We start from the raw sequence: 25,520 nt of genomic DNA on the forward strand, positions 1-25,520 counted from the left end.
GATGTCATGCTGACTATTACCCGCAAGCTGGAATTCGACGCCGGCCACCGCATTCCCGACCACAAGAGCCAGTGCCGCAACCTGCACGGCCACCGCTATACGCTGGAAATCACCCTGACGGGCAACATCATCACGGCCGAAGGCAATTCCGACAACGGCATGATCATGGATTTTTCCGACATCAAGGCGCTGGCCAAGGAGCATCTGGTCGATGTCTGGGACCACGCCTTCATCGTCTACGAGCAGGATGCGGCGGTGCGCGACTTCCTGGCGACCTTGCCGGGCCATAAGACGGTCGTCATCGACCGCATTCCGACCGTGGAAAACCTGGCCCATGTGGCGTTCGCCATCCTCAAGGCGGCCTACAAGGACCGCTACGGCACCGGTTTGCACCTGCACAAGCTGGTGCTGCACGAAACGCCCAACTGCTGGGCCGAGATCACCGATGCCTGACGCGATGTCCCATGCGATGTCCGACGATTTTATGCGGCTGGCGCTCGAACAGGCCCGTCACGCGTGGGATCTGGGCGAGGTGCCGGTCGGCGCCGTCGTCGTCAAGGACGGCGTGGTGATCGCGCGCGGCTACAACCAGCCGATCGGCAAGCACGATCCGACCGCGCACGCCGAAATCGTCGCCCTGCGCGCGGCCGCCGAGGTGCTGGGCAATTACCGCCTGCCGGGCTGCGAGCTGTATGTGACCCTGGAGCCGTGCGTGATGTGCTCGGGGGCGATGATGCACGCGCGCCTGGCCAAAGTGGTGTACGGCGCCACCGATCCGAAAACCGGCGCCTGCGGCTCGGTGCTCGACCTGTTCGGACAGGAGCAACTCAACCATCATACCGAAGTGCGCGGTGGCGTCATGGCCGAGGAGTGCGGCGCCATGCTCAAGCGCTTCTTCGCCGCGCGCCGCGCCGCGGCCGCCGCCGCCCGGCGTGGCGCCGCCGCCGAATAGACGGTTTCCCGGGGCCCGCGTTTCCAGACGCCGGCAAAAATGGTATGCTGACGCCACGATGCGCGGCGCATCGTCGGCTTCGCCGCCAGCCCCCTCCCGGAGACCGCTTTGGCTACCGCAAAAGCAAACGGCATTACGATCACCTACGAAACCAGCGGCAACCCGCAGGATATCCCCGTGTTGCTCATCATGGGCCTGGGCATGCAGTTGATCGCCTGGCCGCAGGACCTGGTCGACGGTCTGGTGGAGCAGGGCTATTACGTGATTCGCTACGACAACCGCGATATCGGCCTGTCGAGCAAGTTCGACCAGTTCAAAAAGCCCAACCTGATGCTGGCCTACCTCAAGTCGCTGGTCGGCTGGCGGCAGTCGCCGGCCTACACGCTCAACGACATGGCCAACGATGCGCTCGGCCTGCTCGACGCGCTCGGCATCGCCAGGGCGCACGTGGTGGGCGCCTCGATGGGCGGCATGATCGCGCAAATCTTCGCGTCGCGCTTCGGCGACCGCACCCTGAGCCTGACGTCGATCATGTCGAGCAGCGGCCGCCGCGGCCTGCCCGGGCCGACGGCGGCGGCGCGGGCGGCGCTGATGCGCGGTCCCGGCAGCGCCAGCGACCGCAAACAGGTGGTCGATCACGCCGTCGGCGTGTTCCGCACCATCGGCAGCCCGTCGTTCCCGACGCCGGAGCGCCTGTTGCGCGCCAATATCGAGCGCGCGCTCAACCGCAACGTCAATCCGGCGGGGGTGGCGCGGCAGATGGTGGCCGTGGTCGCCTCGGGCGACCGCACGCCGCTGCTGCGCAAGATCAGCTGTCCGGCGCTGGTCATCCACGGCGCGGCCGATCCGCTGGTGCCGGTGGCCTGCGGCGTGGACACGGCCGAGGCGATCCCGGGCGCCAAGCTGCACGTGATCGAGGGCATGGGCCACGACCTGCCGCCGCAGCTCATCGAGCGCCTGCTCGCCTTGCTCGACAGCCATCTGCGCGGTAATATGACGCCGGACATGCCCGCGCTGATCGCGCGCCGCGCCGGCAGCGACACTCCTCAACAATAGCGCTTCACAACCGAGCTCCGACGCCACTTGAACACCAACAACATCGGCATCGCCATCGTCGCGCCCGGCGGCGCCGCGCCCAACGCCGCCGCGCTCGACGCCGGCATCGCCCGACTGCAACACCAGGGTTTCCTGGTCCACAACTACTACGAGCACGACAAGCGCCACCAGCGCTTCGGCGGCACCGACGCCGCCCGCCTGGCGCAGCTCGACGCCGCCGCCAGCGATCCGGAGGTGCAAGTCGTCATCGCCCTGCGCGGTTCGTACGGCATGACGCGGCTGCTGCCGGCGATCGATTTCGCCGCCATGGCCGACAGCGGCAAGCTGTTTGTCGGCTATAGCGACTTCACCGCCTTCCAGATGGCGCTGATGAAGCAAACCGGCCGCGTCAGCTTCGCCGGGCCGATGGTCTGCGCCGATTTCCTCCCCGACGAGCCCGATGCCTACACGCTGGGGCAGTTCTGGGATTGCCTGCGCGGTCCGGCGCACGCCGTGCGCGGCGAGGTGGCCGACGGCGGCGCCGACAATCCGCTGGTCGATGTCGCCGGCAGGCTGTGGGGCGGCAACCTGGCGATGATGGTCAGCCTGCTGGGCACGCCGTATTTCCACGCGCTCGACGATGGCATCGTGTTCATCGAGGATATTTCCGAACACCCGTACCGGATCGAGCGCATGGTGTTGCAGTTGTTGTATGCGGGCGCGCTGGACGGCCAGCGGGCGCTGGTGCTGGGCGATTTTTCCGGCTATAAATTGGGTGCGCTGGAGAACGGCTACGACTTCGAGACCATGCTGGCCTATCTGCGCCAGCGTTTGCCGATACCGGTGCTGACCGGCTTGCCGTTCGGCCACATCAAGCGCCATGCCACCTTGCCGTACGGCGGCATGGCGCGGCTGGTGTCGGACGCGCGCGGCTTCGACCTGACCGTGCGCGACTATCCGACCTTATAGATCACTGCACCCGGCGCACGCGCGGCGGTTGCTTGGCGCCGTCGACTTCGAAGAAGATGGTGCCGATGGCGTTGCGGCTCAGGACCACCCTGGGATTGGTGCGCTCGATAAACCACTCCGAGCTGCCGTCGACCACCCGCCAGACCTGGCCGTTGGCCAAGGTGAAGCGGGTGTTCGGTCCCCAGCCCTCGATCTTGCCGACGACGGTGCTTTCGATCGACGATGGCGTGTCGGTTTTACGTTTGGCGATCGTCTCCATGCCGAAGCCGGCGTCGGCGCTGGCGGCCGGCGCCGACGCCGCGGGGACCGCCGCAGCGGTGGGCGCCGCCGGCGCCACTGCGGCGGGCATGGCGCCAGGCGCCGCGATCGCGGCGGCTTTCGACGCGCCGGCTGCGCCTACCGGGATCGCGTCGTAGCACGCCACGCGGCCGGCCACGTCGGCGATGGTGCGGCAATGGAGCAGGGCGCGATCGTCGGCCAGCGCGGAACCGGAAATTGCCAGCAATACAAGCAAAACTTTCATCGAATACCTTCCAGGTTGAGATGTCCTGATTATATCGATACGCCGATCAGCAGCGGTAGGAAAAAAAAGCCCGGGCGCGTGAACGTCCGGGCTGTCGAAGAGAGGAGGGAGACCGCCTCCTCTTGGTGCTCTTGGTGCTCGTGGGCGCTCGTGGATGCCGGTTGGCGGGCGTCAGTTCCTGAAATTGACCCCCACCATGATGCGGCGGCCGGCGTAGGACGTGTCGAGCAGGTTGGGCGTGCCGTCGGCGAAGGCGGCGTATTGGGCCTGGCTGTTGGTGGTCGAGCTCAGGTTCAGGTTGCGGCCCTCGGCGAAAATCTCCATGTGCTGGTTGATGCGGTAGGCGATCTTGGCGTCGACGTAGCGGGTGGCGTTCTTGAAGTTCGGCGAGCCCGGGTTGTACGGCGTGATGGTGGTGCGCCCGCCGGCCGCGTTCGGGTAGTTGTTGACCGACGTGCCGCCGCAGGCGGCGATGCAGCTGAACTTTTGGCCGACCGCCTGCAGCGACACGCGGGCCGAGAACGCGCCATCGTCGTACCACAGCGAGGCGTTGTAGGTGTACTTCGATTCGCCGACCGGCGGCAGCGCCTCGCCGGTGAGCAGGTCCACCACGCGCTGGTCGGTGTTCTTCGAGCGCAGCTTGGTGTAATTGAGGTCGACCCCGGTGTAGCGCAGCAGCCACGGCAGGAAGGTGAAGGCGGTCTTGCTGCCGTATTCCAGGCCGGTGCGGGTGATGTTGGCGCCGTTCTCGTAGGTGCGGTAGTCGAAGCCCAGGTTGTCGAGCGGGCGGCCGGTCTGCGGATCGACCAGGCCGGTGCCGTTGAACAGGCTGACGGCGCTCTTGCCGACCACCGTGCTGCCGCCGACCTTGCCCACCTGGCGGAACGCGCCCACCGAGAACGAGGAGTCGTCGTTCGGATACCACTCCAGCGCCAGGTTCTGGTTCTGGTTGGTCTGCGCCTTGAGCGCCGGGTTGCCGATGGTGCCAGAACAGCTCTGTTCCTCGTCGTCGCGGCGCCGCTCGTCGTAGGTGCAGGTGCCGGCCGGGATCAGCGCGCTGACCGGCGGCCGGGCCACCTGCTTGGCGCGGTTGTAGCGCAATACCACTTCGTTGGGCACCATCCATAGCGACAGGTTCAGGATCGGCAGGTAGTCGGTGGTGTTGGCGTCGAGCGCCGTCAGCTTGCTGGCCGTGGCGCTGATGGTGCCGCCGGCGGCGTTCTGGTTGAGCGGGTCGTAGGCGGCCGTCTTGATGGTGGAGGTGAAGCTCATCACGCCGGTGGCGTGGACCTTGGTGCGCACCACGCGGTAGCCGAAGTTGCCATCCAATTCCATGCCGAACGGCAGGCGCCGGTTGGTGAACGGGATCTCGTCCAGGCCGAAATCGGTCATCAGGTAGGCCGCCGTGGTGCGCTCCTTGAAGGTGCTGACCGGCTGTTGATAGACCTTGCCGTCGCTGGCCGTGCATTCCTTGACGCAGTCGAAGTTGACGTTGGGCGAGTTGACCAGGCTGAACACTTTTTCGACGTCGATCTGGTTCCAGCCGTCGATCAGGCCGGCCGGACGGTCCGGCATGCCGTTGAAGAACGGCGTGTTCCGTTGCGCCATCGATTTGGCGATGACGTCGAGGAATTGCTGCTGCGTCATATAGGTGTTGCCGGAGCGGGCCGAGGCCGGATCGGTGTTGGGCACGTAGCCGCTGGCGCACGGCTTGCCGCCCGGGCCGAGCGAGCCGGGGGTGTCGGCGCAGCCGGAGAAGAAGCTGCGCACGTTGGCGCTCGGCAGGATCACGGCCGGCACGTAGCCCGGCTTGCCGAAGTCGCCGACCGCCGTTTGCACGGTCGAGCCGCCGCCGCCCCAGCTGCTGCCGGAGGTCTGGCGGAAATTGAAACCGCTCTTGACACGCTTGAAGAACGGCACCTTATCGCTCAGCGCATAGCTGAAGTCGGCCTTGGCGGTGCGTTCCTCGGTCTCGGCCATCTTCGGTGAGAAGGTGATTTGCGGCGCCTGCGTGCTAAGCGGCTGCTGGGCTATCGTGTAGGCCGGCACGGCCGGACCCTTCGGACCGGCCTCGACCGCCTTGGTGTCGGTGCCGGCCGGGCGCACCTGCGCGTAGATGGTCGGATCGGCCTGGTTAAAGCCGCTGCCGGCCGGCTGTTCGTAGGTCCACAGGCCGTTGGGCAGCACCCGCATCGTCGTCGGGCCGTAGTTATAGCTCCAGTTGGTGCGCTTGTCGCCGCGCTGCCACCTGGAGCGGGCGTCGCCGACGAAGAACTCGGCCGCGAAGCCGCCGTCCTTGTACACGCCGCCGCTCTGGAAATAGCGGTCCGTGGTCTTCATGACGTTGTGGATCTGGTCGGTGTTGACGTTGGCGTCGCTGATCGTGTACTGCGTCACGTGGTGGTTGGCGTCCACCAGCACCGAGCGCGGGTCGACGTTGGCGACGACGCCATTGGCCGGATACAGGTTGGCGCGGTAGCTGGCGCCGTCATACAGGTAGTAGCCGGAGCCGGGCACGGCGCTGCGCACGCCGGCCGCCGTGTCGGTGAAGGTTGGTCCCTGGTAGGTCGGGCTGTAGGCGGTCGCCGGATTGGTGTTCAGGCCGCCCAGGCCGTAGGTCTGGTTGTTGTCGTCCACCTCGCGGCGCGCGTAGTTGACCTTGCCGTAGACGGTCAGCTGGTTGTTGACCTTGAAGTCGAAGCGTAAGTCGACGGTGCCGCGTTTTTCCTCCTGGCGCTTCTCGAGGAAGCGCACCAGCGACGGCGTGTAATCGTTCCACTGGTTCAGGCAGCTCAGCAGCTCGTTGCCGCGCGCGTTGATGGCGGCGTTGCGGGCGGTGGTGCCGTTGACGGCGTTGACCTGCGCCGTGGTCAGCGCCGGGAAGGCCGCGTAGCAGGCCGCCTTGGTCTGCGCCGCCGCCGATTTGGTCAGGATGTCGGCCGGCGAGGCGTGGTCTAAGAAGCCGCCCGCCGTCAGCGGCGAGCGCAACGTCGGCGCGGTGCTGGCCGGGTCGTTCGGCGACAGGGTGCCCGGCTGGTAGGTGAAGGTCTTGTTGGGCGAATTGTCGAAGTCGACGTTGCGCGCGTAGCCGGCGTTGCGGGTGGTGGCGACTTCGGACGAGTGCGACTCGTTGACCACGCGCGAGGTCGAGGCGTTGAGCATGACGCCGAAGCGGTTGTCGAAGAACTTGCGGGTCAGGATCAGGTTGGTGTCGGGCGACCACTCCTTGTTGAGCGAGCCTTGCGAGCCGGCCAGGCGCAGCGAGTAGAACGGGTCCTTGAAATCCAGGCTGGTGCGGGTCTTGATGATGATGCCGCCGCCAAGCGAGCCTTCGGTCATGTCGGCGGTGGCGCCCTTGACCACGTCGACGCTTTTGATCAGGTCGGCCGACAGCGAGCGGAACTCGACGCCACGGCCGCTGCCGCCGCCGTTCATGTCGGTGCCGCCGGCCGATTGCACGCCCTGGCCGTCGATTTCGACGCGGGTCAGGTCGGCGCTGTTGCCGCGGATGGCGACGCTGACGCCTTCGCCGAAGTCGCCGCGGTCGAGGGCGACGCCGGAGATGCGCGAGATCGCCTCGCCGATGTTACGGTCGGGGAAGGCGCCGACGTCGTCGGCGACGATCGAATCCATCGCGGTGGCGGCGTTCTTCTTGCGTTCGATGCCCGATTGCTGGGCGGCGCGCTGGCCCTGGACGACGACGGTCTTGACTTCGGTGGAGGGCGGCGCGGGCGCCGGGGCGTCCTGGGCGGCGGCGTGGCCGCCGACGATGGAGGCCAGCGCGATCGAGACCGCGTAGGCGATCGGTGTGAGGCCCGGTGGGTTGGCGCGCGCGCCATGGGTGCATTCTTGCATGTCGACTCTCTCCCTGACTGGCCTTTGCGGCCATGTTTTCGCGCCGGTGCGGTCCGCCCGGCTGATATATTAGCGATTAGTCTAGTGTCGAAAACCGGCGCGCGGATTGTTAAATGGAAAAGAATCACCGCGTTGAGCGGGATACCGATTCGAGTAAAAAACCGGTGTGTGAGGGGGGGATTTGGCTATCGGCGCCGACGCGGCGCGCCGTCGGGTGCGATTATTTCGCCGGCGGGAGCGGTGCGGGTTGGGTGTACACCACCACCGACTGCGGCGTCGGCGGCGGAGCTTTGGGCGTGGCGCGCCTCGATCCGCGCCAGCCGTTCCTTGACGTCGATTGCCACTTCTTCCAGTCTGGCGATGCGCTCTTCCATTTTGCATGCTTGCGGGTGCCGAACCCCACTTGCTTGATAAAATTGTACGCCATGTTTTGGGCGCGGTCGCCCGGCGCCGGGGGTGGGTGCTGTATAATCCCGCATTTCCGCCTAACGGCATGATTTAATTAAGAAAAGCACAGAATCCACAATGCTATCTACAGCCAACATCACCATGCAATTCGGCGCCAAGCCGCTGTTCGAAAACATCTCCGTCAAGTTCGGCGATGGCAACCGCTACGGCCTGATCGGCGCCAACGGCTGCGGCAAATCCACGTTCATGAAAATCCTGGGCGGCGATCTGGAGCCGTCGGGTGGCAACGTGATGCTGGACACGAACGAGCGCCTTGGCAAACTGCGCCAGGACCAGTTCGCCTATGAAGAGATGCGCGTGCTCGACGTGGTCATGATGGGCCACACCGAGATGTGGGCGGCGATGCAGGAACGCGACGCCATCTACGCCAATCCGGAAGCGACCGACGACGACTACATGAAGGCCGCCGAGCTCGAAGGCAAGGTTTCCGAGTACGACGGCTACACGGCCGAGTCGCGCGCCGGCGAGCTGCTGCTGGGCGCCGGCGTCGACATCGAGCTGCACAAGGGACCGATGAGCAACGTGTCGCCCGGCTGGAAGCTGCGCGTGCTGCTGGCCCAGGCGCTGTTCTCGAATCCGGACATCCTGCTGCTCGACGAGCCGACCAACAACCTGGACATCAACACCATCCGCTGGCTGGAGGACGTGCTCAACGACCGCAACTCGACGATGATCATCATTTCCCATGATCGCCACTTCCTCAACCAGGTCTGCACCCACGTGGCCGACATGGATTACGGCACGCTGAAGATCTATCCGGGCAACTACGACGAGTACATGTTCGCCTCGACCCAGGCGCGCAACCAGCAACTGGCCAACAACGCCAAGGCCAAGGACAAGGTCGCCGAACTGCAGGACTTCGTGCGCCGCTTCGCCGCCAACAAGTCCAAGGCCCGCCAGGCGACCTCGCGCGCCAAGCAGATCGAGAAGATCAAGGTCGACGACATCAAGCCGTCGTCGCGCGCCTATCCGTTCGTGCGGTTCGATGGCGAGAAAAAGCTGCACCGCCTGGCCGTCGAAGTCGACGGCATCGCGAAGAAATACGACCGCCAGCTGTTCAATAACTTCAGCATCATGGTCGAAGCGGGCGAGCGCATCGCCATCATCGGCGCCAACGGCGCCGGCAAGACCACGTTGCTGCGCTGCATAGGCGGCGACGACATCGCCGGCCTGCACGCCGACCACGGCACCGTCAAGTGGGCCGAGAACGCCAACGTCGGCTACATGCCGCAGGACCCGACCGAGGAATTTTCCAAGGACACGACGTTGACCGACTGGATGGGCGACTGGACCCAGGAAGGCGACGACGACCAGGCCGTGCGCTCGATCCTGGGCCGCCTGCTGTTCGGCGGCGACGAAGTCAAGAAGTCGGTCAAGGTGCTGTCCGGCGGCGAGAAGGGCCGCATGATGTACGGCAAACTGATGCTGGGCCGCCACAACGTGCTGCTGCTCGACGAGCCGACCAACCACATGGACATGGAATCGATCGAGTCGCTCAACATCGCGCTGGAGAAATACGCCGGTACCTTGATCTTCGTCTCGCACGACCGCGAGTTCGTCTCGTCGCTGGCCAACCGCATCATCGAGATCAAGGAAAACGAGATCATCGATTTCCGCGGCAACTACGAGGACTACCTGACCAGCCAGGGCATCGACTAACCGCAGCTTTTAACCACGTTCTTCCGGAACCATGCAAACCATAGCGATCAAATCCGTCGAGTACGATCATCCTCAAGACGGCGCCAGCTGCACCGCCCACGCCTGGGCGCGCACGCCAGCGACACCAACGGCCGACCAGCGCACCGCGCTCAAGGCCCGCATCAAGCAACTGCTGGTCGAGAAGGAGGCGGTGCTTGTTGCGCACTACTACGTCGACGGCGACCTGCAAGACCTGGCCGAGGAAACCGGCGGCTGCGTCTCCGATTCGCTGGAGATGGCGCGCTTCGGGCGCGACCACCCGGCCAGGACGCTGGTCGTGGCCGGCGTGCGCTTCATGGGCGAGACCGCCAAGATCCTCAGCCCTGAAAAGCGCATCCTGATGCCGGACCTGGACGCGACCTGTTCGCTCGACCTGGGTTGCCCCGCCGACGAGTTCAGCGCGTTCTGCGACGCCCATCCGGACCGCACGGTGGTGGTGTACGCCAACACCAGCGCCGCCGTCAAGGCGCGCGCCGACTGGATGGTGACGTCGTCGATCGGCCTCGACATCGTGGCCCACCTGCACGCGCAGGGCAAGAAAATCCTGTGGGCGCCGGACCGCCACCTCGGTTCCTACATCCAGAAGCAGACCGGCGCCGACATGCTGCTGTGGCAGGGCTCGTGCCTGGTGCACGACGAGTTCAAGGGCGTCGAGCTCGAGCTGCTGAAGGCGCAATATCCGGACGCCAAGATCCTGGTGCATCCGGAATCGCCGGCCAACGTGGTGGCGCTGGCCGACGTGGTCGGCTCGACCACGCAGATCATCAACGCCGCCGTCGAGTCCGACGCCGACACCTTCATCGTCGCCACCGACAACGGTATCCTGCACAAGATGCGCGCGGCCGCGCCCGGCAAGCGCTTCATCGAGGCGCCGACCGCCGGCAACAGCGCCACGTGCAAGAGCTGCGCCCATTGCCCGTGGATGGCGATGAACGGCTTGCAGAACCTGGCCGACGTGCTGGAGAACATGGAAACGGGCACGGCCAACGAAATCCATGTCGATCCGGCGATCGGCCGCCAGGCGGTGGTGTCGATCAACCGCATGCTCGATTTCGCGGCGGCCAAAAAGGCCCGGGTGCAGCCCGGCGCCGACCTGGCCAAAGAAGCACAACTGTTTTCTGGAATTGGTCCCGCATGATGAGTACCTTGGTCAATACATTCGCGCCCTTCGACGACGCGCTGAAGGCGGCCTTCGAGGCCAATCTGTTGTCGGCCCTGTTCGAAGACGTGGGCAGCGGCGACCTGACCGGCCTGCTGGTGCCGGAAGGCGGCCGCTCGACCGCGCGCGTGATCGTGCGCGAGGAGGCGGTGCTGTGCGGCGCGCCGTGGTTCGAGGGCGTGATGAATTGCATGCAGGCCGGTATCGAGATCGACTGGCGCTACGCCGAGGGCGACATGATGACGGCCGACAGCGTGGTCTGCATGATCCACGGGCCGGCGCGCGCGCTGTTGACGGCGGAACGGGCGGCGCTGAACTTCCTGCAGCTGCTGTCCGGCGTGGCGACGGCCACCCGCAAGTATGTCGACGTCATCGCCGGCACCAGCGCGGCCATCCTCGACACCCGCAAGACCTTGCCGGGCCTGCGCCTGGCGCAGAAGTACGCGGTGCGCGTCGGCGGCGGGCAGAACCAGCGTTTGGCGCTGTACGACGGCATCCTGATCAAGGAAAACCATATCGCGGCGGCCGGCGGCATCACCAACGCGGTGCTGGCGGCCAAGCGCCTCGACAAGGGCGTGTCGATCCAGGTCGAGGTCGAGAGCCTCGCCGAGCTGGCCGAGGCGCTGGGGGCGGGCGCCGAGTCTATCCTGCTGGACAACTTCAGCACCGACATGATGCGCGAGGCGGTCCGGATCAACGCGGGCAGGGCGCTGCTGGAAGCGTCGGGCGGCATCAACTTCGATACCGTGCGGGCCATCGCTGAAACCGGGGTCAACCGCATTTCGATCGGCAGCTTGACAAAAGACCTACGCGCCACAGACTATTCTTTGCGAATTGTCAACTAAATTATTTTAAAAATATGCAAATAATACAATTGTTAAGGATGGCTTAAAGCCAATATAATCTCTCTTGTTCTTTTACCACTATTAACAAGGGAGTTTATTCATGAATCTGAAACATGTTGTGGGTATGATGGCGCTGGTCGGTTTGAGCGGTCTGGCGCAGGCGGACACCTTCGCCAATGGCGGCTTCGAAAGCGGCAGCACCAGCGGTTGGACCACCGGCGGCGGCTATCGCGGCGGCAGCCTCAACTCCGCCATCACGCCGGGCGATTTCCTCGCCGGCGGCGCATTGAATTCGGATAACGGTGGCCGCGGCGCCGTCATCGACAAGAATTATGTCGATCCGAACGTCGGCGCGCTGATCGGTTCGACCGTCCTCGATGGTAGCTATTCGTACCGCGCGGAAGACACCACCAACGGCGGCTTCGGCACCGTGATCAGCCAGCAAGTCAAGAACTACACCGACTCCGACATCTACTTCGGCTGGAAGGCCGTGCTGGAAAACGGCGGCCACTCCCAGGACGAATCGGCTGTCATGGTCCTGACCTTGACCGACAACACCACCGGCCAACTGGTCCTGAGCCGCACCTACAACGCCGGCAACGGCGGCGGCGGCGTCGATTCGCGCTTCCAGACCTATGGCGATTACTTCTACACCTCCGCATGGCAGCTGGAGCGCCTGAGCATCGACCAGTCCCTGTCCGGCCACGACTTCACGTTGTCGCTGCTGGCGGCCGATTGCCAGCCTACCGGCCACACCGGCTACGCCTACATCGACGGCTTCGGCGCCTATGTTCCGCCAGTACCGGAACCGGAAACCTACGCCATGATGCTGGCCGGCCTGGGCATGATGGGCTGGGTGGCACGCCGCAAAAAATCCGCCAAGGTCTAACTGGCGGAGACGCCGCGCCGACCTGCTAGAATCCCCCCGGTACACTGATGTTGTGCCGGATGCCCCGGCAGGGAGGCTGCTTGCGCGTGAACGCGGCGTTTCAGGAAGACCAATTTGCTTTCCTCGTCCGACGGCGTCTGCTGTTCGGCACATGCGGCATCGCGCTCGGCGCTTTGCCGCATTTTGCTTTGGGCGCCGGAAAAACGCCGTTGCGGGTGGTCGGCACGCGTTTCGAGGGTGTCTACGAGCGCCAGGACGACGGCGGGTTTTCCGGGCTGGGCGTGGAGGTGGTGCGCTTGCTGGCCCGGCGCCAGGAGCGCGCCGTGCAGTTTGAAATGTACCCGTGGCGGCGCGCGCAGCAGCGCGTCGCCGTCGGCCTGGCCGACGTGCTGGTCGGACCGTACAAATCGGCCGAGCGCGAGCAGACCATGCGCTTCAGCGCACAGCCGTTGTTCCAGGACCAGGTGGCGTTTTATTCGCGCGCCAGGGGCATGCTGTTCTGGGGCGGCGATTACGGCGCGCTCAAGGGCAAGCGTATCGTCACGCTCAACGGCTGGAGTTATGGCGCGGCGTTCACCGCGGCGGCGGCGGACTTGAACATCAGCGTGGCCAACAATGTCGAAAACGGCTTGATGATGCTGGTCTACGGCCATGTGGACCTGTTCGCCAGCAACCGGCGCGACACCGATCCGGTGATACGGCGCATGGGCTTGACCGACCAGCTGCTGCCGGTGGCGCCGTTGATCGATACGCAGAACGCCTACTTCGCCTTTCCCAAAACGGCGGTCGGCGGGGAGTTGGCCGGCGCCTTCGACCGCTTGCTGTCCGAATTGAAAAGCAGCGGCGAATTGCGGCGCATGGCCGCGCGGCACCTGGTCAGCCTGCCGTGATGGCCTTGCGCATGCGCGTCAGCGGCACTTGCACCGGGCCGGGCAAGGTGATTTCGAAGGTGTCGACCGCGCTGAAGCCGCAGGCCAGATACAGCGGCACGCCCGGCATGGTGGCCGCCAGTTCCAGGGTGCGAAAACCGGCCTCGGCGGCGGCGTCGGTACAGTGTTGCAGCAGCAGCCGGCCCAGCCCCTGGCGCGCGGCGGACGGCTCGACGAAAAAGGCGCGGATGCGGGCCGCCTCGGTGGCCGGGTCGAGCAGGGCGTCCTCACTTTTCTTCGTGCGGTCGGCGCCGAACAGCGTGCTGCGCTTGCTCCAGCCGCCGCACGCCACCAGTTGACCGTGCTGCTCGACGAGGAAATAGGTCTGGTCGGCCACCAGCTGGCTATCGACGCCGAACACGTGTTGCGTCACCGCGCGCGCCTGTTCGACGGTGTAAAAACCTTCGCTCAATTCGATGCCGGAGCGCCGGATCAACGCTTCCATGGCGGGGATGTCGGCCGGCGCGGCGGCCCGTACGGTGACCGTCATGCTGCCGGCCTTAGTTGCGGCGCGGCGGCATCAGGATGCTCGGCAAAGCCTTCGGCAAGGTTTCCGGATAGTCGCGGCTGAAGTGCAGGCCCCGGCTCTCGCGGCGTTGCAGCGCGCTGTTGACGATCAGGCTGGCCACGTCGACCAGGTTGCGCAGCTCCAGCAGGTCGTGGGTGATGCGGAAGTTGCGGTAGTACTCGTCGATCTCTTCCTTCAGCAGCGCGATGCGGTGCTGCGCCCGCTCCAGGCGCTTGGTGGTGCGCACGATGCCGACGTAGTTCCACATAAATCGGCGCAGCTCGTCCCAGTTGTGGGAAATGACCACTTCCTCGTCGGCGTCGGTGACGCGGCTTTCGTCCCAGTCGGGCAGGTAGGGCACTTCGCCTTTTTCCTTCGAGGCGATGTCGCGCGCGCAGGCGCTGCCGATGACCACGCATTCGAGCAGCGAGTTGCTGGCCAGGCGGTTGGCGCCGTGCAGGCCGGTGCAGGCGGTTTCGCCCACCGCGTACAGGCCCGGCAGGTCGGTGCGGCCGAACAGGTCGGTGACCACGCCGCCGCAGGTGTAGTGCGCGGCCGGCACGATCGGGATCGGCTGCTTGGTGATGTCGATGCCCAGTTCCAGGCAGCGCGCGTAGATGGTCGGGAAATGTTCGATCAGGAACTCGGCCGGCTTGTGGCTGATGTCCAGGTGCACGTAGTCGAGGCCGCGCTTCTTGATCTCGAAGTCGATCGCCCGGGCCACCACGTCGCGCGGCGCCAGCTCGGCGCGCTCGTCGTGGGCCAGCATGAAGCGCGTGCCGGCGGCGGCGCCCGCTTCCGGCGGCAACTTGAGCAGGCCGCCCTCGCCACGGATCGCCTCGGTGATCAGGAACGATTTGGCGTACGGGTGGTACAGGCAGGTCGGGTGGAACTGGATGAACTCCATGTTCGAGATGCGGCAGCCGGCGCGCCAGGCCATGGCGATGCCGTCGCCGCTGGCGGTGTCCGGATTGGTGGTGTACAGGTAGACCTTGCCGGCGCCGCCGGTGGCCATGACGGTGTGCTCGGCGGCGAAGGTGTGCACCTGGCCGGATTTTTCGTCCTGCACGTACAGGCCGTAGCATTTCGGCTGTGAATGGCCTTTTTTGGCCGGGTGCAGCTTGTCGGAGGTGATCAGGTCGATCGCGCAGTGGTGCTCGAACAAGGTGATGTTCGGATGGGCGCGCACTTTCTCCTCCAGCGTCACCTGCACGGCGTGGCCGGTGGCGTCGGCGGCGTGGATGATGCGGCGCTGGCTGTGGCCGCCCTCGCGGGTCAGGTGGAAGCCCAGCTCGGCCGTGGCGTCGCGCGTGAACGGCACGCCCTGCGCGATCAGCCATTCGATCGCCTCGCGGCCGTGCTCGACGATGTAGCGCGTGGCGCTCTCGTCGCACAGGCCACCGCCGGCGACCAGGGTGTCGTCGATGTGCTGGGTGTGGCTGTCGCCGGAATCGAGCACGGCGGCGATGCCGCCCTGCGCCCAGTTGCTGGCGCCGTCTTTGAGCGCACGTTTGGAGATAATCGCGACTGTGCGCGTCTCGGCCAGGTGCAGCGCGACCGAAAGGCCCGCCAGTCCGCTGCCGACGATTGCAACATCAAATTTCATGATCACATGTGAAATGCTGTAAGGAAGCATGACTATAGACTATTTGTCATACCTTCGTCATATTCCCCGCTTTTTCCCCGGTCTTTGCCGGCTTTTTCGCGGCCGCTTTGCGCTAGCGCCGGTTTGCGGTTGTGGCCGCGCAAGGCGAACCGACCCGGTTGTCTCCATCATGAAAGCTCCGCCGTTCAGCGCGGCAGGGAGCTTAATGTGATCAGGATATTTCATCATTACGTGTCAAAAATGGCCTTCATGCTGCTGATGCTCGAGCTGCTGGTCTTGTTAACCGCCGCCGTGGCCAGCGCGCCGTTGTGGCGCCAGGGCGGCCCGGCGCCGGACAGCCTGTATCCGGCGGCGCTGGCGTTCGCGCTGGTGCTGGTGCTCAGCATGGGCGCGCTGGGCATGTACCAGCACAACCAGTCGCGCGAGGACATCAAAAGCACGTTCGTGCGCATCCTGCCGTCGTTCGTGCTGGGCTTTGTGTTGTTCAGCCTGCTGGCGGAGCTGCTGCCCGGCACCCAGTTCGTGCGGCTCGGCAGTACGGTGTTCGTCGTCGGCGGCGCGTCGGTGTTGCTGGCGCGCTTGCTGGTGATCACGTCGGCGCAGTCGAGCATGCTGGAGAAGCGCTTGATCATCATCGGCGACGGCGCCACCGCGCGCGAATGCATGGACCTGGCGACGACCGGCGTTGGTTTCCACCAGTTCCGCGTGGTCGGGTGCGTGGCGGTCGAGGGCGAGCCGCGCTGCGTGCCGCTGACCATGCTGCTGCCGCCGGAGCTGTCGTTGCTGGCGCTGGCGCGGCGCCACGCCGCCGACGAGATCATCGTTTCGGTGGGCGACCGCCGCAACGGCGCGTTCCCGGTGCGCCAACTGCTCGAATGCGCGCTGGGCGGCGTGCGCGTGACCGACGCCGCCAGCTTCTTCGAGCGCGAGGCGTGCCAGATCCGGGTCGATTCCCTGCAGCCGAGCTATTTGATCTTCGGCGGCGGGTTCGACCAGAGTCCGTGGCGGGCGGCGGTCAAGCGCGCGTTCGACCTGCTGGCCAGCGGCGCGATCTGCGCGGCGGCGCTGCCGGTGATGCTGTTGACGGCGCTGGCGATCAAGCTCGAGGATGGCGGGCCGGTGTTTTACCAGCAGGAGCGGGTCGGCCGCGAAAACAGGCCGTTCAAGGTGCTGAAGTTCCGCAGCATGCGGGTCGACGCGGAGCTGGACGGCAAGCCCCAATGGGCCGCGCAGGACGATCCGCGCGTGACGGCGGTGGGGCGCTGGATACGCAAGCTGCGCATCGACGAGCTGCCGCAGATGCTCAATGTCTTCAAGGGCGAGATGAGCTTTGTCGGCCCGCGCCCCGAGCGCGCCTATTTCGTCGAGCAACTGTGCCAGGAGATCGCCTACTACAACGTGCGCCATGGCATCAAGCCGGGTATCACCGGCCTGGCGCAGGTCCGTCACGGCTACGGCGCCTCGGTCGATGACGCCGTGCGCAAGCTGCAATACGACTTGTATTACGTCAAGAACAACAGCCTGTTCCTCGATTTGCTGATCCTGATCGACACGGTGCAAGTCGTGTTGTTCGGCAAGGGGCGTTGATGCCGTGGGACTGGCTGCCGCAGTGGCCGGCGCGGTTGCCGTCGCAGCTGGTGCCGGTGGCCAGCTACGGCGTGGCGGCGCTGGCGTTCCTGCTGCTGGCGCTGCTGCTGCTGGGGCGCCGGCGCGCGCGTCCGCACGCCGGCGCCTTTGGCGTGGCCGCGCTGCTGACGGCCGTATGGGCCGGCGGCGCGGCGGCGGCCGGCGCCATCGACCGCTTGCCGCCGCCGCTGCCGCTGCTGCTCGACGGTTCGGAAGTGCTGCGCACGGCGGCGTGGCTGGCGTTGTTGCTGGCGCTGAGCACCAGCGGCTGGCGCCTGCGCGCCTGGCTGGCCGGCATCGGGCTGGTGGGGCTGCTGCAATTGGCTGGCGCGCTGCTGCCGCATCTGGCGCCGGCGCCCGAAGCCGGCGCCAATGTCGGCGCCAATGTCGGCGCCAATGTCGGCGCCAATGTCGGCGCCTGGCCGGCGATGCCGATTGCGCTGCTGCCGGTGCTGCTGCCGTTGCTGCTGCCGTTGCTGCGTCTTGCGCAGGCGGTACTGGGCATGCTGCTGGTCGAACACGTGTATCGCGGCGCCCAGCAGAACGCGCGCTGGGGCATCAAGTTCGCGTGCCTGGGCATCGGCGCCCTGTTCGCCTACGACTTCTATCTGTACAGCGACGCCTTGCTGTTTCGCCGGATCCATCCGGATATCTGGGCCGCGCGCGGCGTGGTCAATGCGCTCAGCGCGCCGCTGCTGGCGGTGGCGGTGACGCGCAATCCGGTGTGGACGCCGGGCTTGTTGCTGTCGCGCCAAATCATGTTCCGGTCGGCGGCGTTGCTTGGTTCGGCGCTGTATTTGCTGGCGATGGCGGGCAGCGCCTGGTATCTGCGCTACGTCGGCGGCGCCTGGGGCGCGGTCATGCAACTGGTCTGCCTGGCCGGTGCGGCGCTGCTGCTGACGGTGGTGCTGTTTTCCGGGACGATGCGGGCGCGGCTCAAAATTTTCATCAACAAGCACTTTTATCAGGGGCGCTACGACTACCGGCACGAGTGGCAACGCTGTACGCACGGCCTGGCCGAGGAGGGCGGCCCGCTGTCGGAGCGGGCCATCCAGGCCGTGGCAGGGCTGGTCGAAAGCCCGGCCGGCGTGTTGTGGCTGCGCCGCGACGACGGTTGCTTTCAACCGGCCGCCAGCTGGAACATGGCGGCGCCGAAGCACGAGACGCGCGGCGACAGCGAGATATGCCGCTTTATGGAGCAGCGGCGCTGGGTGATCGAGATGCCGGAGTGGCGCCGCCATCCGCGCCGCTATGGCGAGCTGGCCTTGCCGGCCTGGCTGACCGAGACCCCGAGCCTGTGGCTGGTGGTACCGTTGATGCTCGAGCGCAAGCTGTTCGGTTTCATCTGCCTGGCGCGTCCGCGCACCGCGCTGCAGCTGAACTGGGAGGTGCGCGATGTGCTGAAGATCGCCGGCAGCCAGGCCGCCAGCTATCTGGCCCACCGCGAGTCGGCCGGCAGCCTGGCGGTGGCGCGCCAGTTCGAGTCGTTCAACCGGATGTCGACGTTCATCGTCCACGATTTGAAGAACCTGGTGTCGCAGCTGTCTTTGTTGCTGGTCAACGCGGAGCGGCATAAGGCCAATCCGGCGTTCCAGGAGGATATGCTGGAGACGCTATCGCATTCGCTGGAGAAGATGAAACAGCTGCTGCTCAAACTGCGCCGCGACGAAACCCCGGACGTGGCGGCGCCGCTGGCGCTGGACCAGCTGCTGGCGCGCGCGGTCGACGGCTGCGCGGCGCTGGCGCCCAAGCCGACGCTGGAGCTGCGCGGCGCCGGCCTGACGGTGCTGGCCAACTGGCAGCGGCTCGAGCGCGTGATCGGGCACCTGATTCAAAACGCGGTGGAGGCCACGCCGCGCGACGGCAGCGTCGCCGTCAAGCTGCTGCGGGCCGGCGACGCGGCGGTCATCGAACTGACCGACAGCGGCCACGGCATGACCGAGGACTTCATCCGCGACCGCCTGTTCAGGCCCTTCGAATCGACCAAGGCGGCCGGCATGGGCATCGGGGTGTTCGAGAGCCGCGAGTACATGCGCGAGGTCGGCGGGCAGCTGGACGTGGTCAGCGTGCCGGGCAAGGGCACCACCTTCCGCGTCACGCTGCCGCTGCAAAAAGACATACCGATCGGAGAAAAGCATGGCGAAAAATAAGCTGCTGGTGGTCGAAGACGACGCGGGGCTGCAAAAGCAGCTGCGCTGGAGCCTGGACGCCTACGAGGCGGTGGTGGCCAACGACCGCGAATCGGCGATGGCGCAACTGCGGCGCCACCAGCCGGCGGTGGCCACCATGGACCTGGGCCTGCCGCCGGACCCGGACGGCGCCAGCGAGGGGCTGGCGCTGTTGCAGCAGATCCTGGCGGCGTCGCCCGACACCAAGGTCATTATCCTGTCCGGCAACCAGGAGCGGGCGCACGCGCTCAAGGCCATCGCCATGGGCGCCTACGATTTTCACCAGAAGCCGCTCGACGCCGACACGCTGTCGCTGGTGATCGCGCGCGCCTTCTATCTGCATGCGATCCAGCAGGAGAACCGCCGCATGCTGCAGATCCAGTCCGATTCGCCGCTGTCGGGCATCATCAGCCGCGACCCGGGCATGCTCAAGGTGTGCCGCAGCGTCGAGAAGGTGGCGCCGTCGTCGGCGACCGTGATGCTGCTGGGCGACTCGGGCAGCGGCAAGGAGTTGATCGCGCGCGGCCTGCACAACCTCAGCGCGCGCGCGGACAAGCGCTTCGTCGCCATCAACTGCGCGGCGATACCGGAGCACCTGCTGGAGAGCGAGCTGTTCGGCTACGAAAAGGGCGCGTTCACCGGCGCCCAGCGGCAAACCCTGGGCAAGCTGGAACTGGCGCACGGCGGCACCTTCTTCCTCGACGAGATCGGCGACATGGCGCTGGCGTTGCAGGCCAAGCTGCTGCGGTTTTTGCAGGAGCGGGTGATCGAGCGCGTCGGCGGCAGGAGCGAAATCAGCATCGACGTGCGCATCGTCTGCGCCACCCATCAAAACCTCAAGTCGCTGGCCGAATCGGGCCGCTTCCGCGAAGACCTGTTCTACCGCCTGAGCGAAATCGTGCTGACGATCCCGCCGCTGCGCGACCGGGTCGGCGACAGCGCGCTGCTGGCGCACCACTTCAAGAACAAGTTCTGCGCCCGCGAATCGCGCTCGGTGCTCCATTTCAGTCCGGAGGCGCTGGCCGTGATCGAATCCTACCGCTGGCCGGGCAATGTGCGCGAGATGGAGAACTGCATCCGCCGCGCCGTGATCATGGCAGACGGCCCGCAGATCACGGCCGCCGACCTGGGTTTGCCCGACGGCGCGGCCGAGGAGGAAAACGTCAACCTGCGCCAGGCACGCGACGCGGCCGAATACAGGGTGATGGTCAAGGCGTTGGCGCGGGTGGACGGCAATATCGTCAAGGCGGCCGAGCTATTGGGCGTCAGCCGCCCGACCTTGTACGATTTGATGAACCACCACGGCCTGAAATAGCGGTTGGCGCGGCTTATTTCTCGCCGCGCCACTGGCCGGCGTCGACCAGTTTGTTTTTCAGGCCGGGCAGCGGGAAGCCCATGGCGTAGGCCTTGTCGGCGCTGGCGCGGGCCTTGTCGTAGTCCTTCTTCTTCAAATACAGCAGGCCCAGATTGTAGTGGGAGGTCGGATTGTCCGGCTCCAGCAGGGCCGCTTGTTCCAGCTGCTCCAGCGCGGCGTCGGTCTGGCCCAGCGCCAGCAGATAGCTGCCGAACAGCGCGCGCACCCTGGCGTCCTGAGGACGGAAGCCCACCGCGCGCTGGAAGTAGCAATCGATGGTGTAGCGCGCGCCGTGCGGCTTGCGGTTCTTGTCGCGCAGCGCCAGGCGCGTCATCGCCCCCAGCGCGCGGTGATGGTTGGGGAAGTGGTCCAGGGTATAGCCGATATCGCCGCCGAGCGGGCCGGAGGCGCCCTTGTCCAGTCTTTCGACATCGGGTGTGAAGTGGAATTTCTCGACCACGCCCAGGCCCTCACGGTCGTCGGCGTTGACGTAGTCGCCACCCGGCTTGTGCGGCACGTAGGCCGGGCAGTCCTGGCCGGCCGCCGTGGTGGCGGCCATCGCCGGCGCGGCGAAGACCATCGAGAGCAAGATGAGCGCGGTCGGTTTCATGGTTGTTCCTTTCAGGCGTGGAGTTCGGGGCCGCGACCGAGCTTGGCCTGCACGAAGGCGGACAGCGTGCCCACGCTGGCGAAGTGGCGCGCGCTGATCTCGTCGTCGTCGACGGCGATGCCGAAGCGCTGCTCGAGCGCCAGCAGCAGGGCGACCACCGCCATCGAATCGAGTTCCGGCAGGCTGCCCAGCAGCGCGGTGTCGGCGTCCAGCGGCGCGCGCCCCAGGCCTAACGTGGTTCTGAGGACGTCGCAGACTGTTTCGGTGGTGGACATGGATGCTCCGTGGGTGTGACATCGGCCAGCGCGCTGGTGTCGAACGTCAGTTGTGGAAAGGACGCGGCGTCGCGCGACAGGTGGAAATACGGCGCCATGGTGGCGAACATCCATTGCCATGCGCCGCAACGGACAAACAGCGCGTCGCCCAGGCGCACGGTGCCGATGCCGGCGTGCGCGCGCAGCGAGGCGGCGTTGAAGGCGGAGATGCGGCTGCAGGTCCAGCGGATGTCGCGCTCGCGCAGTTGCTGGCGCGCCGCGTCCCACAGGCGCGGAAAGACCCAGCCGAGCCGCTCCTCCGGATGGATCCAGACGTCGAAGTCCCAACTGGCGTGGCGCGAGGCCAGGCGGTAGCGCGCGCGCACCTCGTCCTCCTGGTAAGCGTTCGGCACCAGCCACAGGAAACCGGCCAGGCGGCCGTGGCGCCACGCGGCCAGGCTGTGCGCACCCTGCGCGAAGCGTTCGCGCACCACCGCCTGCGGGCGCGGATAGCCGTCCGGCGGCGCCGCGTCCCTGGCATGCGGGGCGATGTGGATGTCGGCGCCGCGGCCGGCGCAAAGCGGTTGGTCGCCGACGTATTGGGCGACGAAGCGGTAGCGGTGCAGCGCGCAGCCGCCGGCGCTGGCCTTGTCGAGCGCGCGTCCGAGCCAGTACAGCACGGCGTTGAGCCAGCCCAGTTGCGCGAGTGTGTGACGCAGGCCAGTGGTCATGGGAGCGATCGAACGAGGTGTGGTGGAGCCCGGGTCGGACCCGGGCCGGACACCCGATTAGACAATGGCGGTCGGCTAGCGTGTTTGCGCCAGCACAAGCGCAGCGCCGGCTTGACGGGCGTCAATAAGCTCGGGGCCGATTGTCTCGATCATAGAGGATGGTTTTCCGTCCTGCCTGGCTATACCGATCAGAAAGAACCGCGATGACACCCTCGACCGACGATCTGCCGCGACACGCGGCGCTGAAACAGTTTCCGGTGCTGGACGATTGCCTGCAACTGGGCGGTGTGCTGCTGACGCGGCTGGCCGAGCGGGTCGGACGCACGCCGTTCTACGCCTACGAGCGCAATCACATCCAGTCGCGGGTCGAACTGTTGCGCCATGCGTTGCCGCCGGGCGTGCACTTGCATTACGCCATGAAAGCCAATCCGATGCCGGCCGTGGTGCACCTGCTGGCCGGCCTGGTCGACGGCTTCGATGTCGCCTCGGCCGGCGAGATGCGGACCGCGCTCGACACCGGCATGCCGCCGTCGCGCGTCAGCCTTGCCGGTCCCGGCAAAAGCAGCGCCGAGCTGCGCAGTGCGGTGGCCGCCGGCGTGCTGGTGCACCTGGAGTCCGACGAGGAAATGCAGCGCGTGGCGGCGGTCGGCGAACTGCTGGGCATCACGCCGCGCGTGGCGGTCCGCGTCAATCCCGACTTCGAACTCAAGCATGCCGGCATGAAGATGGCCGGCGGCGCGCGCCAGTTCGGCGTCGACGCGGTGCGGGTGCCGGCCATGCTGCGCCGCCTGGGACGGATGGGCCTGGAGTTTCACGGCTTCCACCTGTTTTGCGGCGCGCAGAACCTGTCGGCGGCGGCCATCTGCGAGGCCCAGCGGCTGTGCGTGCGGCTGGGGCTGGAGCTGGCCGAGTTCGCGCCGTCGCCGGTACGCTCGCTGAATATCGGCGGCGGCTTCGGGGTGCCGTATTTCCCGGGCGAACGCGCGCTCGACCTGGCGGCGGTGGCCGACGGCCTCGGCGCGACCATGGCGATGCTGCGGCGCGAGTGGCCGGACACCCGCCTGATCCTGGAACTGGGGCGCTATCTGGTGGCCGAGGCGGGCATCTATGTGTGCCGCGTGATCGAGCGCAAGCAATCGCACGGCCAGGTTTTCCTGATCACCGACGGCGGCATGCACCATCATCTGGCCGCGTCCGGCAATTTCGGCCAAGTCCTCCGCAAGAATTTCCCGGTCGCCATCGGCAACCGCTTGCACGGCGGCGCGCGCGAAACGGTCAGCGTGGTCGGGCCGCTGTGCACGCCGCTGGACCTGCTGGCCGACCGCATGGAGCTGGCGCGCGCCGATGTCGGCGACCTGGTGGTGGTGTTCCAGTCCGGCGCGTACGGCCTGACGGCCAGTCCGACCGCCTTCCTCGGCCATCCCGCGCCGCTCGAGGTGCTGGTATGAGCGGCGTCTGCGGCTACCTCGGCGCGCTTCGGGACGAGACCGGCGGCGACAGCGCCGCGCTGCTGCGGCGCATGGGCGAGCGCATGGCCGAGTTCGATGCAGCGCCGGTGCATACGCTGCGGTCCGGCGCCTGCGGCCTGGCGGTGGCCGCGCAGGCCGACAGCGTCAGCCTGCACAAGAAGGATGGCGTGCTGGCGGCGGTATGGGGCCGGCCGCTGCTCGACGGCAGCGCCGACCAGGTGGCGCCGCGGCTGGCGGGCGCGTGGAGCGAGCGCGGTCCGCAGGCGTGCGCCGCGCTGTCGGGCGCGTTCGCCGTGTGCATCGTCGACGGCCTGGCCGGCCAGGTGCTGCTGGCGGTCGACCGCGGCGCCACCTATCCGATGCACTACCGGAGCGCGGCGCATGGGTTGGTGTTCGGAACGTCCACCTCGGCGATGCAGCTGCATCCGTTCTCCGAGGCCGAGCTCGATACGCAATCGATCTATAATTACCTGTATTTCCACATGATACCGGCGCCGCGCACCGTCTATCGCCACCAGTACCGGCTGCTGCCGGGCGAGTTCCTGCACTACCGGCGCGGCAGGCTGGAGCGGGGCAGTTACTGGAAGATGCGGTTCGACGAGCAGCGCACGCAGTCGTTCGGGCAGCTCAGGGAACAGTTCCTGTCGATCCTGGAGGAATCGGTGCGGCGGGTCGCCGGCGACGCCAGGACCGGCGCATTTCTCAGCGGCGGCACCGACAGTTCGACCCTGGCGGGCATGCTGGCCAAAGTGCGGGGGACGGCGCCGAGCACGTATTCGATCGGTTTCGACGTTCCCGGCTATGACGGGATGGGCTACGCGCGCATCGCGGCCAGGCATTTCGGCACCGACCACCACGAACTGTACGTGACGGCCGACGACGTGGTGGCGGCGGTGCCGCGCATCGCCGCCGTCAGCGACCAGCCGTTCGGCAACGCGTCGGCGGTGCCGGCGTACTACTGCGCGAAGATGGCGCAGGCCGACGGCGTGGTCCGCCTGCTGGGTGGCGACGGCGGCGATGAACTATTTGGAGGTAACGAGCGCTATGCGCGCCAGGCCGTGTTCGAGCGCTATGAACAGTTGCCGTCGTCGCTGCGCCAGGTGCTGCTGGAGCCCTTGCTGTTCGGCGTCGCCGCCGGCCTGGACCTGCGGCCGCTGCGCAAGGCGCGCAGCTATGTCGAACAGGCGCTGGTGCCGATGCCGGCGCGGCTGCAGACCTATAACTTGCTGCAACGCTACGGCGCCGCCCAGGTGCTGCATGCGGAGTTCCTGGCCGGCGTCGACCCGGGCGCGCCGGCGGCCCAGCTGAGCGCCTGTTACTGGGACACGCAGGGTCTGAGCCAGATCAACCGCATGCAAGCGCTTGACCTGCGCTATACGCTGGCCGACAACGACTTGCCGAAAGTGCGCAAGGCGTGCGAGCTGGCCGGCCTGGAGGTCGCGTTCCCGTTCCTGAGCGACGGGATGCTGGCGTTTTCCGCCCGGCTGAGCCCGGAGGATAAGTTGAAGGGGACGCAGCTGCGCTACTTCTTCAAGCGGGCGCTGCGGGGCTATCTGCCGCCGGCGGTCTTGCGCAAGAAGAAGCACGGTTTCGGCCTGCCGCTCGGGCATTGGCTGCAAACCCACGCCGGTTTGCGCGCGCTGGCTTTCGACAGCCTGGGCGATCTGAAGTCGCGCCGCATCGTGCGCGCCGACTTCATCGATATGCTGACCGGGAAGCTGGCGCACCAGCACCCGGCCTACCACGGCACCATGGTGTGGGTGCTGATGATGCTCGAGCAATGGCTGCGCCAGCAGGCCCTGCGCCGCAACGCCGATCTCGCCCGCCAAGAGCCGGCGGAAGCGATACGCGGCGCCTGACGCCGGCGGCGCG

22 protein-coding genes are annotated in these 25,520 nt (G+C 66.6%); 14 read left to right on the top strand and 8 right to left on the bottom strand.

Going from position 1 to position 25,520, the window contains the following annotated elements:
- Nucleotides 1–6: 6 nt before the first annotated feature.
- The 4 genes from queD to BMX85_RS12795 all read left to right on the top strand — a co-directional run bounded on the left by queD (nucleotide 7) and on the right by BMX85_RS12795 (nucleotide 2,956).
- Nucleotides 7–453 carry a 6-carboxytetrahydropterin synthase QueD gene (gene queD, locus BMX85_RS12780; RefSeq protein ID WP_090318268.1) on the top strand — a complete coding sequence of 149 codons (447 nt, stop codon included), beginning with the start codon at nucleotides 7–9 and terminating at the stop codon, nucleotides 451–453.
- A complete protein-coding gene (gene tadA / locus BMX85_RS12785; protein ID WP_373923585.1) occupies nucleotides 446–952 on the top strand; it encodes a tRNA adenosine(34) deaminase TadA in 507 nt (168 codons plus the stop codon). The genes queD and tadA overlap by 8 nt, the downstream gene beginning before the upstream one ends.
- A 108-nt stretch (nucleotides 953–1,060) precedes the next feature.
- Nucleotides 1,061–2,008 carry an alpha/beta fold hydrolase gene (locus BMX85_RS12790; protein ID WP_090318273.1) on the top strand — a complete coding sequence of 316 codons (948 nt, stop codon included), beginning with the start codon at nucleotides 1,061–1,063 and terminating at the stop codon, nucleotides 2,006–2,008.
- Between the two features lie 27 nt (nucleotides 2,009–2,035).
- On the top strand, nucleotides 2,036–2,956 hold the full coding sequence (locus BMX85_RS12795) for an LD-carboxypeptidase (protein ID WP_090318276.1): 921 nt from the start codon (nucleotides 2,036–2,038) through the stop codon (nucleotides 2,954–2,956).
- A 1-nt stretch (nucleotide 2,957) separates the two neighbouring features.
- On the opposite strand, the gene BMX85_RS12800 is transcribed toward BMX85_RS12795, so the two are convergent.
- The 3 genes from BMX85_RS12800 to BMX85_RS30065 form a co-directional block, all read right to left on the bottom strand.
- Complete coding sequence (locus BMX85_RS12800; RefSeq protein WP_090318279.1) at nucleotides 2,958–3,479, bottom strand: hypothetical protein; 522 nt, start codon at nucleotides 3,477–3,479, stop codon at nucleotides 2,958–2,960.
- Nucleotides 3,480–3,650: 171 nt separating this feature from the next.
- Complete coding sequence (locus BMX85_RS12805) at nucleotides 3,651–7,334, bottom strand: TonB-dependent receptor (RefSeq protein ID WP_090318283.1); 3,684 nt, start codon at nucleotides 7,332–7,334, stop codon at nucleotides 3,651–3,653.
- 185 nt (nucleotides 7,335–7,519) lie between these two features.
- Entirely contained in the window at nucleotides 7,520–7,708 is a 189-nt protein-coding gene (locus BMX85_RS30065) for a hypothetical protein (RefSeq protein ID WP_143067967.1), read from the bottom strand.
- A 151-nt stretch (nucleotides 7,709–7,859) separates the two neighbouring features.
- Between BMX85_RS30065 and BMX85_RS12815 the strand changes: the two genes are divergently transcribed.
- From BMX85_RS12815 to BMX85_RS12835, 5 genes are all read left to right on the top strand, one after another.
- Nucleotides 7,860–9,461, top strand: coding sequence for an ABC-F family ATPase (locus BMX85_RS12815; protein ID WP_090318289.1), 1,602 nt, complete (start codon nucleotides 7,860–7,862; stop codon nucleotides 9,459–9,461).
- A 31-nt stretch (nucleotides 9,462–9,492) separates the two neighbouring features.
- On the top strand, nucleotides 9,493–10,638 hold the full coding sequence (gene nadA, locus BMX85_RS12820) for a quinolinate synthase NadA (protein ID WP_090318292.1): 1,146 nt from the start codon (nucleotides 9,493–9,495) through the stop codon (nucleotides 10,636–10,638).
- A complete protein-coding gene (nadC, locus tag BMX85_RS12825; protein WP_090318294.1) occupies nucleotides 10,638–11,504 on the top strand; it encodes a carboxylating nicotinate-nucleotide diphosphorylase in 867 nt (288 codons plus the stop codon). The genes nadA and nadC overlap by 1 nt, the downstream gene beginning before the upstream one ends.
- A gap of 100 nt (nucleotides 11,505–11,604) precedes the next feature.
- Entirely contained in the window at nucleotides 11,605–12,393 is a 789-nt protein-coding gene (locus tag BMX85_RS30760; protein ID WP_218147329.1) for a PEP-CTERM sorting domain-containing protein, read from the top strand.
- A 188-nt stretch (nucleotides 12,394–12,581) separates the two neighbouring features.
- Entirely contained in the window at nucleotides 12,582–13,283 is a 702-nt protein-coding gene (locus tag BMX85_RS12835; protein WP_229210429.1) for a substrate-binding periplasmic protein, read from the top strand.
- Here BMX85_RS12835 and BMX85_RS12840 read toward each other — a convergent pair.
- Together BMX85_RS12840 and nadB are read right to left on the bottom strand one after the other, a co-directional pair.
- Nucleotides 13,270–13,812 (bottom strand): GNAT family N-acetyltransferase, encoded by a 543-nt coding sequence (locus tag BMX85_RS12840; protein ID WP_090318301.1) that lies wholly within the window; start codon nucleotides 13,810–13,812, stop codon nucleotides 13,270–13,272. The two genes, BMX85_RS12835 and BMX85_RS12840, sit on opposite strands and share 14 nt — an antisense overlap.
- A 10-nt stretch (nucleotides 13,813–13,822) precedes the next feature.
- Nucleotides 13,823–15,436, bottom strand: coding sequence for an L-aspartate oxidase (nadB, locus tag BMX85_RS12845; protein WP_090318304.1), 1,614 nt, complete (start codon nucleotides 15,434–15,436; stop codon nucleotides 13,823–13,825).
- 240 nt (nucleotides 15,437–15,676) lie between these two features.
- On the opposite strand from nadB, the gene BMX85_RS12850 reads away from it, so the two are divergent.
- From BMX85_RS12850 to prsR, 3 genes are read left to right on the top strand one after another with little or no spacing between them, the layout of a single operon-like run.
- Entirely contained in the window at nucleotides 15,677–17,023 is a 1,347-nt protein-coding gene (locus BMX85_RS12850) for a TIGR03013 family XrtA/PEP-CTERM system glycosyltransferase (RefSeq protein ID WP_229210430.1), read from the top strand.
- Nucleotides 17,023–19,212, top strand: coding sequence for an XrtA/PEP-CTERM system histidine kinase PrsK (gene prsK, locus BMX85_RS12855; protein WP_090318310.1), 2,190 nt, complete (start codon nucleotides 17,023–17,025; stop codon nucleotides 19,210–19,212). The genes BMX85_RS12850 and prsK overlap by 1 nt, the downstream gene beginning before the upstream one ends.
- Complete coding sequence (gene prsR / locus BMX85_RS12860) at nucleotides 19,199–20,545, top strand: PEP-CTERM-box response regulator transcription factor (RefSeq protein WP_090318313.1); 1,347 nt, start codon at nucleotides 19,199–19,201, stop codon at nucleotides 20,543–20,545. Before prsK ends, prsR begins: the two co-directional genes overlap by 14 nt.
- Before the next feature lie 13 nt (nucleotides 20,546–20,558).
- Here the strand turns inward: prsR and BMX85_RS12865 are convergent, their stop codons facing one another.
- Genes BMX85_RS12865 through BMX85_RS12875 form a run of 3 tightly spaced genes read right to left on the bottom strand, consistent with a single transcriptional unit; the run spans nucleotide 20,559 to nucleotide 22,179 of the window.
- Entirely contained in the window at nucleotides 20,559–21,194 is a 636-nt protein-coding gene (locus BMX85_RS12865) for a tetratricopeptide repeat protein (RefSeq protein WP_090318315.1), read from the bottom strand.
- Nucleotides 21,195–21,205: 11 nt separating this feature from the next.
- Entirely contained in the window at nucleotides 21,206–21,469 is a 264-nt protein-coding gene (locus tag BMX85_RS12870) for an acyl carrier protein (RefSeq protein WP_090318318.1), read from the bottom strand.
- Complete coding sequence (locus BMX85_RS12875; RefSeq protein WP_090318321.1) at nucleotides 21,424–22,179, bottom strand: GNAT family N-acetyltransferase; 756 nt, start codon at nucleotides 22,177–22,179, stop codon at nucleotides 21,424–21,426. Before BMX85_RS12875 ends, BMX85_RS12870 begins: the two co-directional genes overlap by 46 nt.
- A 203-nt stretch (nucleotides 22,180–22,382) precedes the next feature.
- On the opposite strand from BMX85_RS12875, the gene BMX85_RS12880 reads away from it, so the two are divergent.
- Nucleotides 22,383–23,627, top strand: a complete 1,245-nt coding sequence (locus BMX85_RS12880; protein WP_090318323.1) for a pyridoxal-dependent decarboxylase, exosortase A system-associated — start codon at nucleotides 22,383–22,385, stop codon at nucleotides 23,625–23,627.
- Complete coding sequence (locus tag BMX85_RS12885) at nucleotides 23,624–25,507, top strand: asparagine synthetase B family protein (protein ID WP_090318325.1); 1,884 nt, start codon at nucleotides 23,624–23,626, stop codon at nucleotides 25,505–25,507. The genes BMX85_RS12880 and BMX85_RS12885 overlap by 4 nt, the downstream gene beginning before the upstream one ends.
- The last annotated feature ends 13 nt before the right edge of the window (nucleotides 25,508–25,520 follow it).

Source organism: Duganella sp. CF517 (assembly GCF_900110275.1).
Lineage (GTDB): Bacteria > Pseudomonadota > Gammaproteobacteria > Burkholderiales > Burkholderiaceae_D > Rugamonas.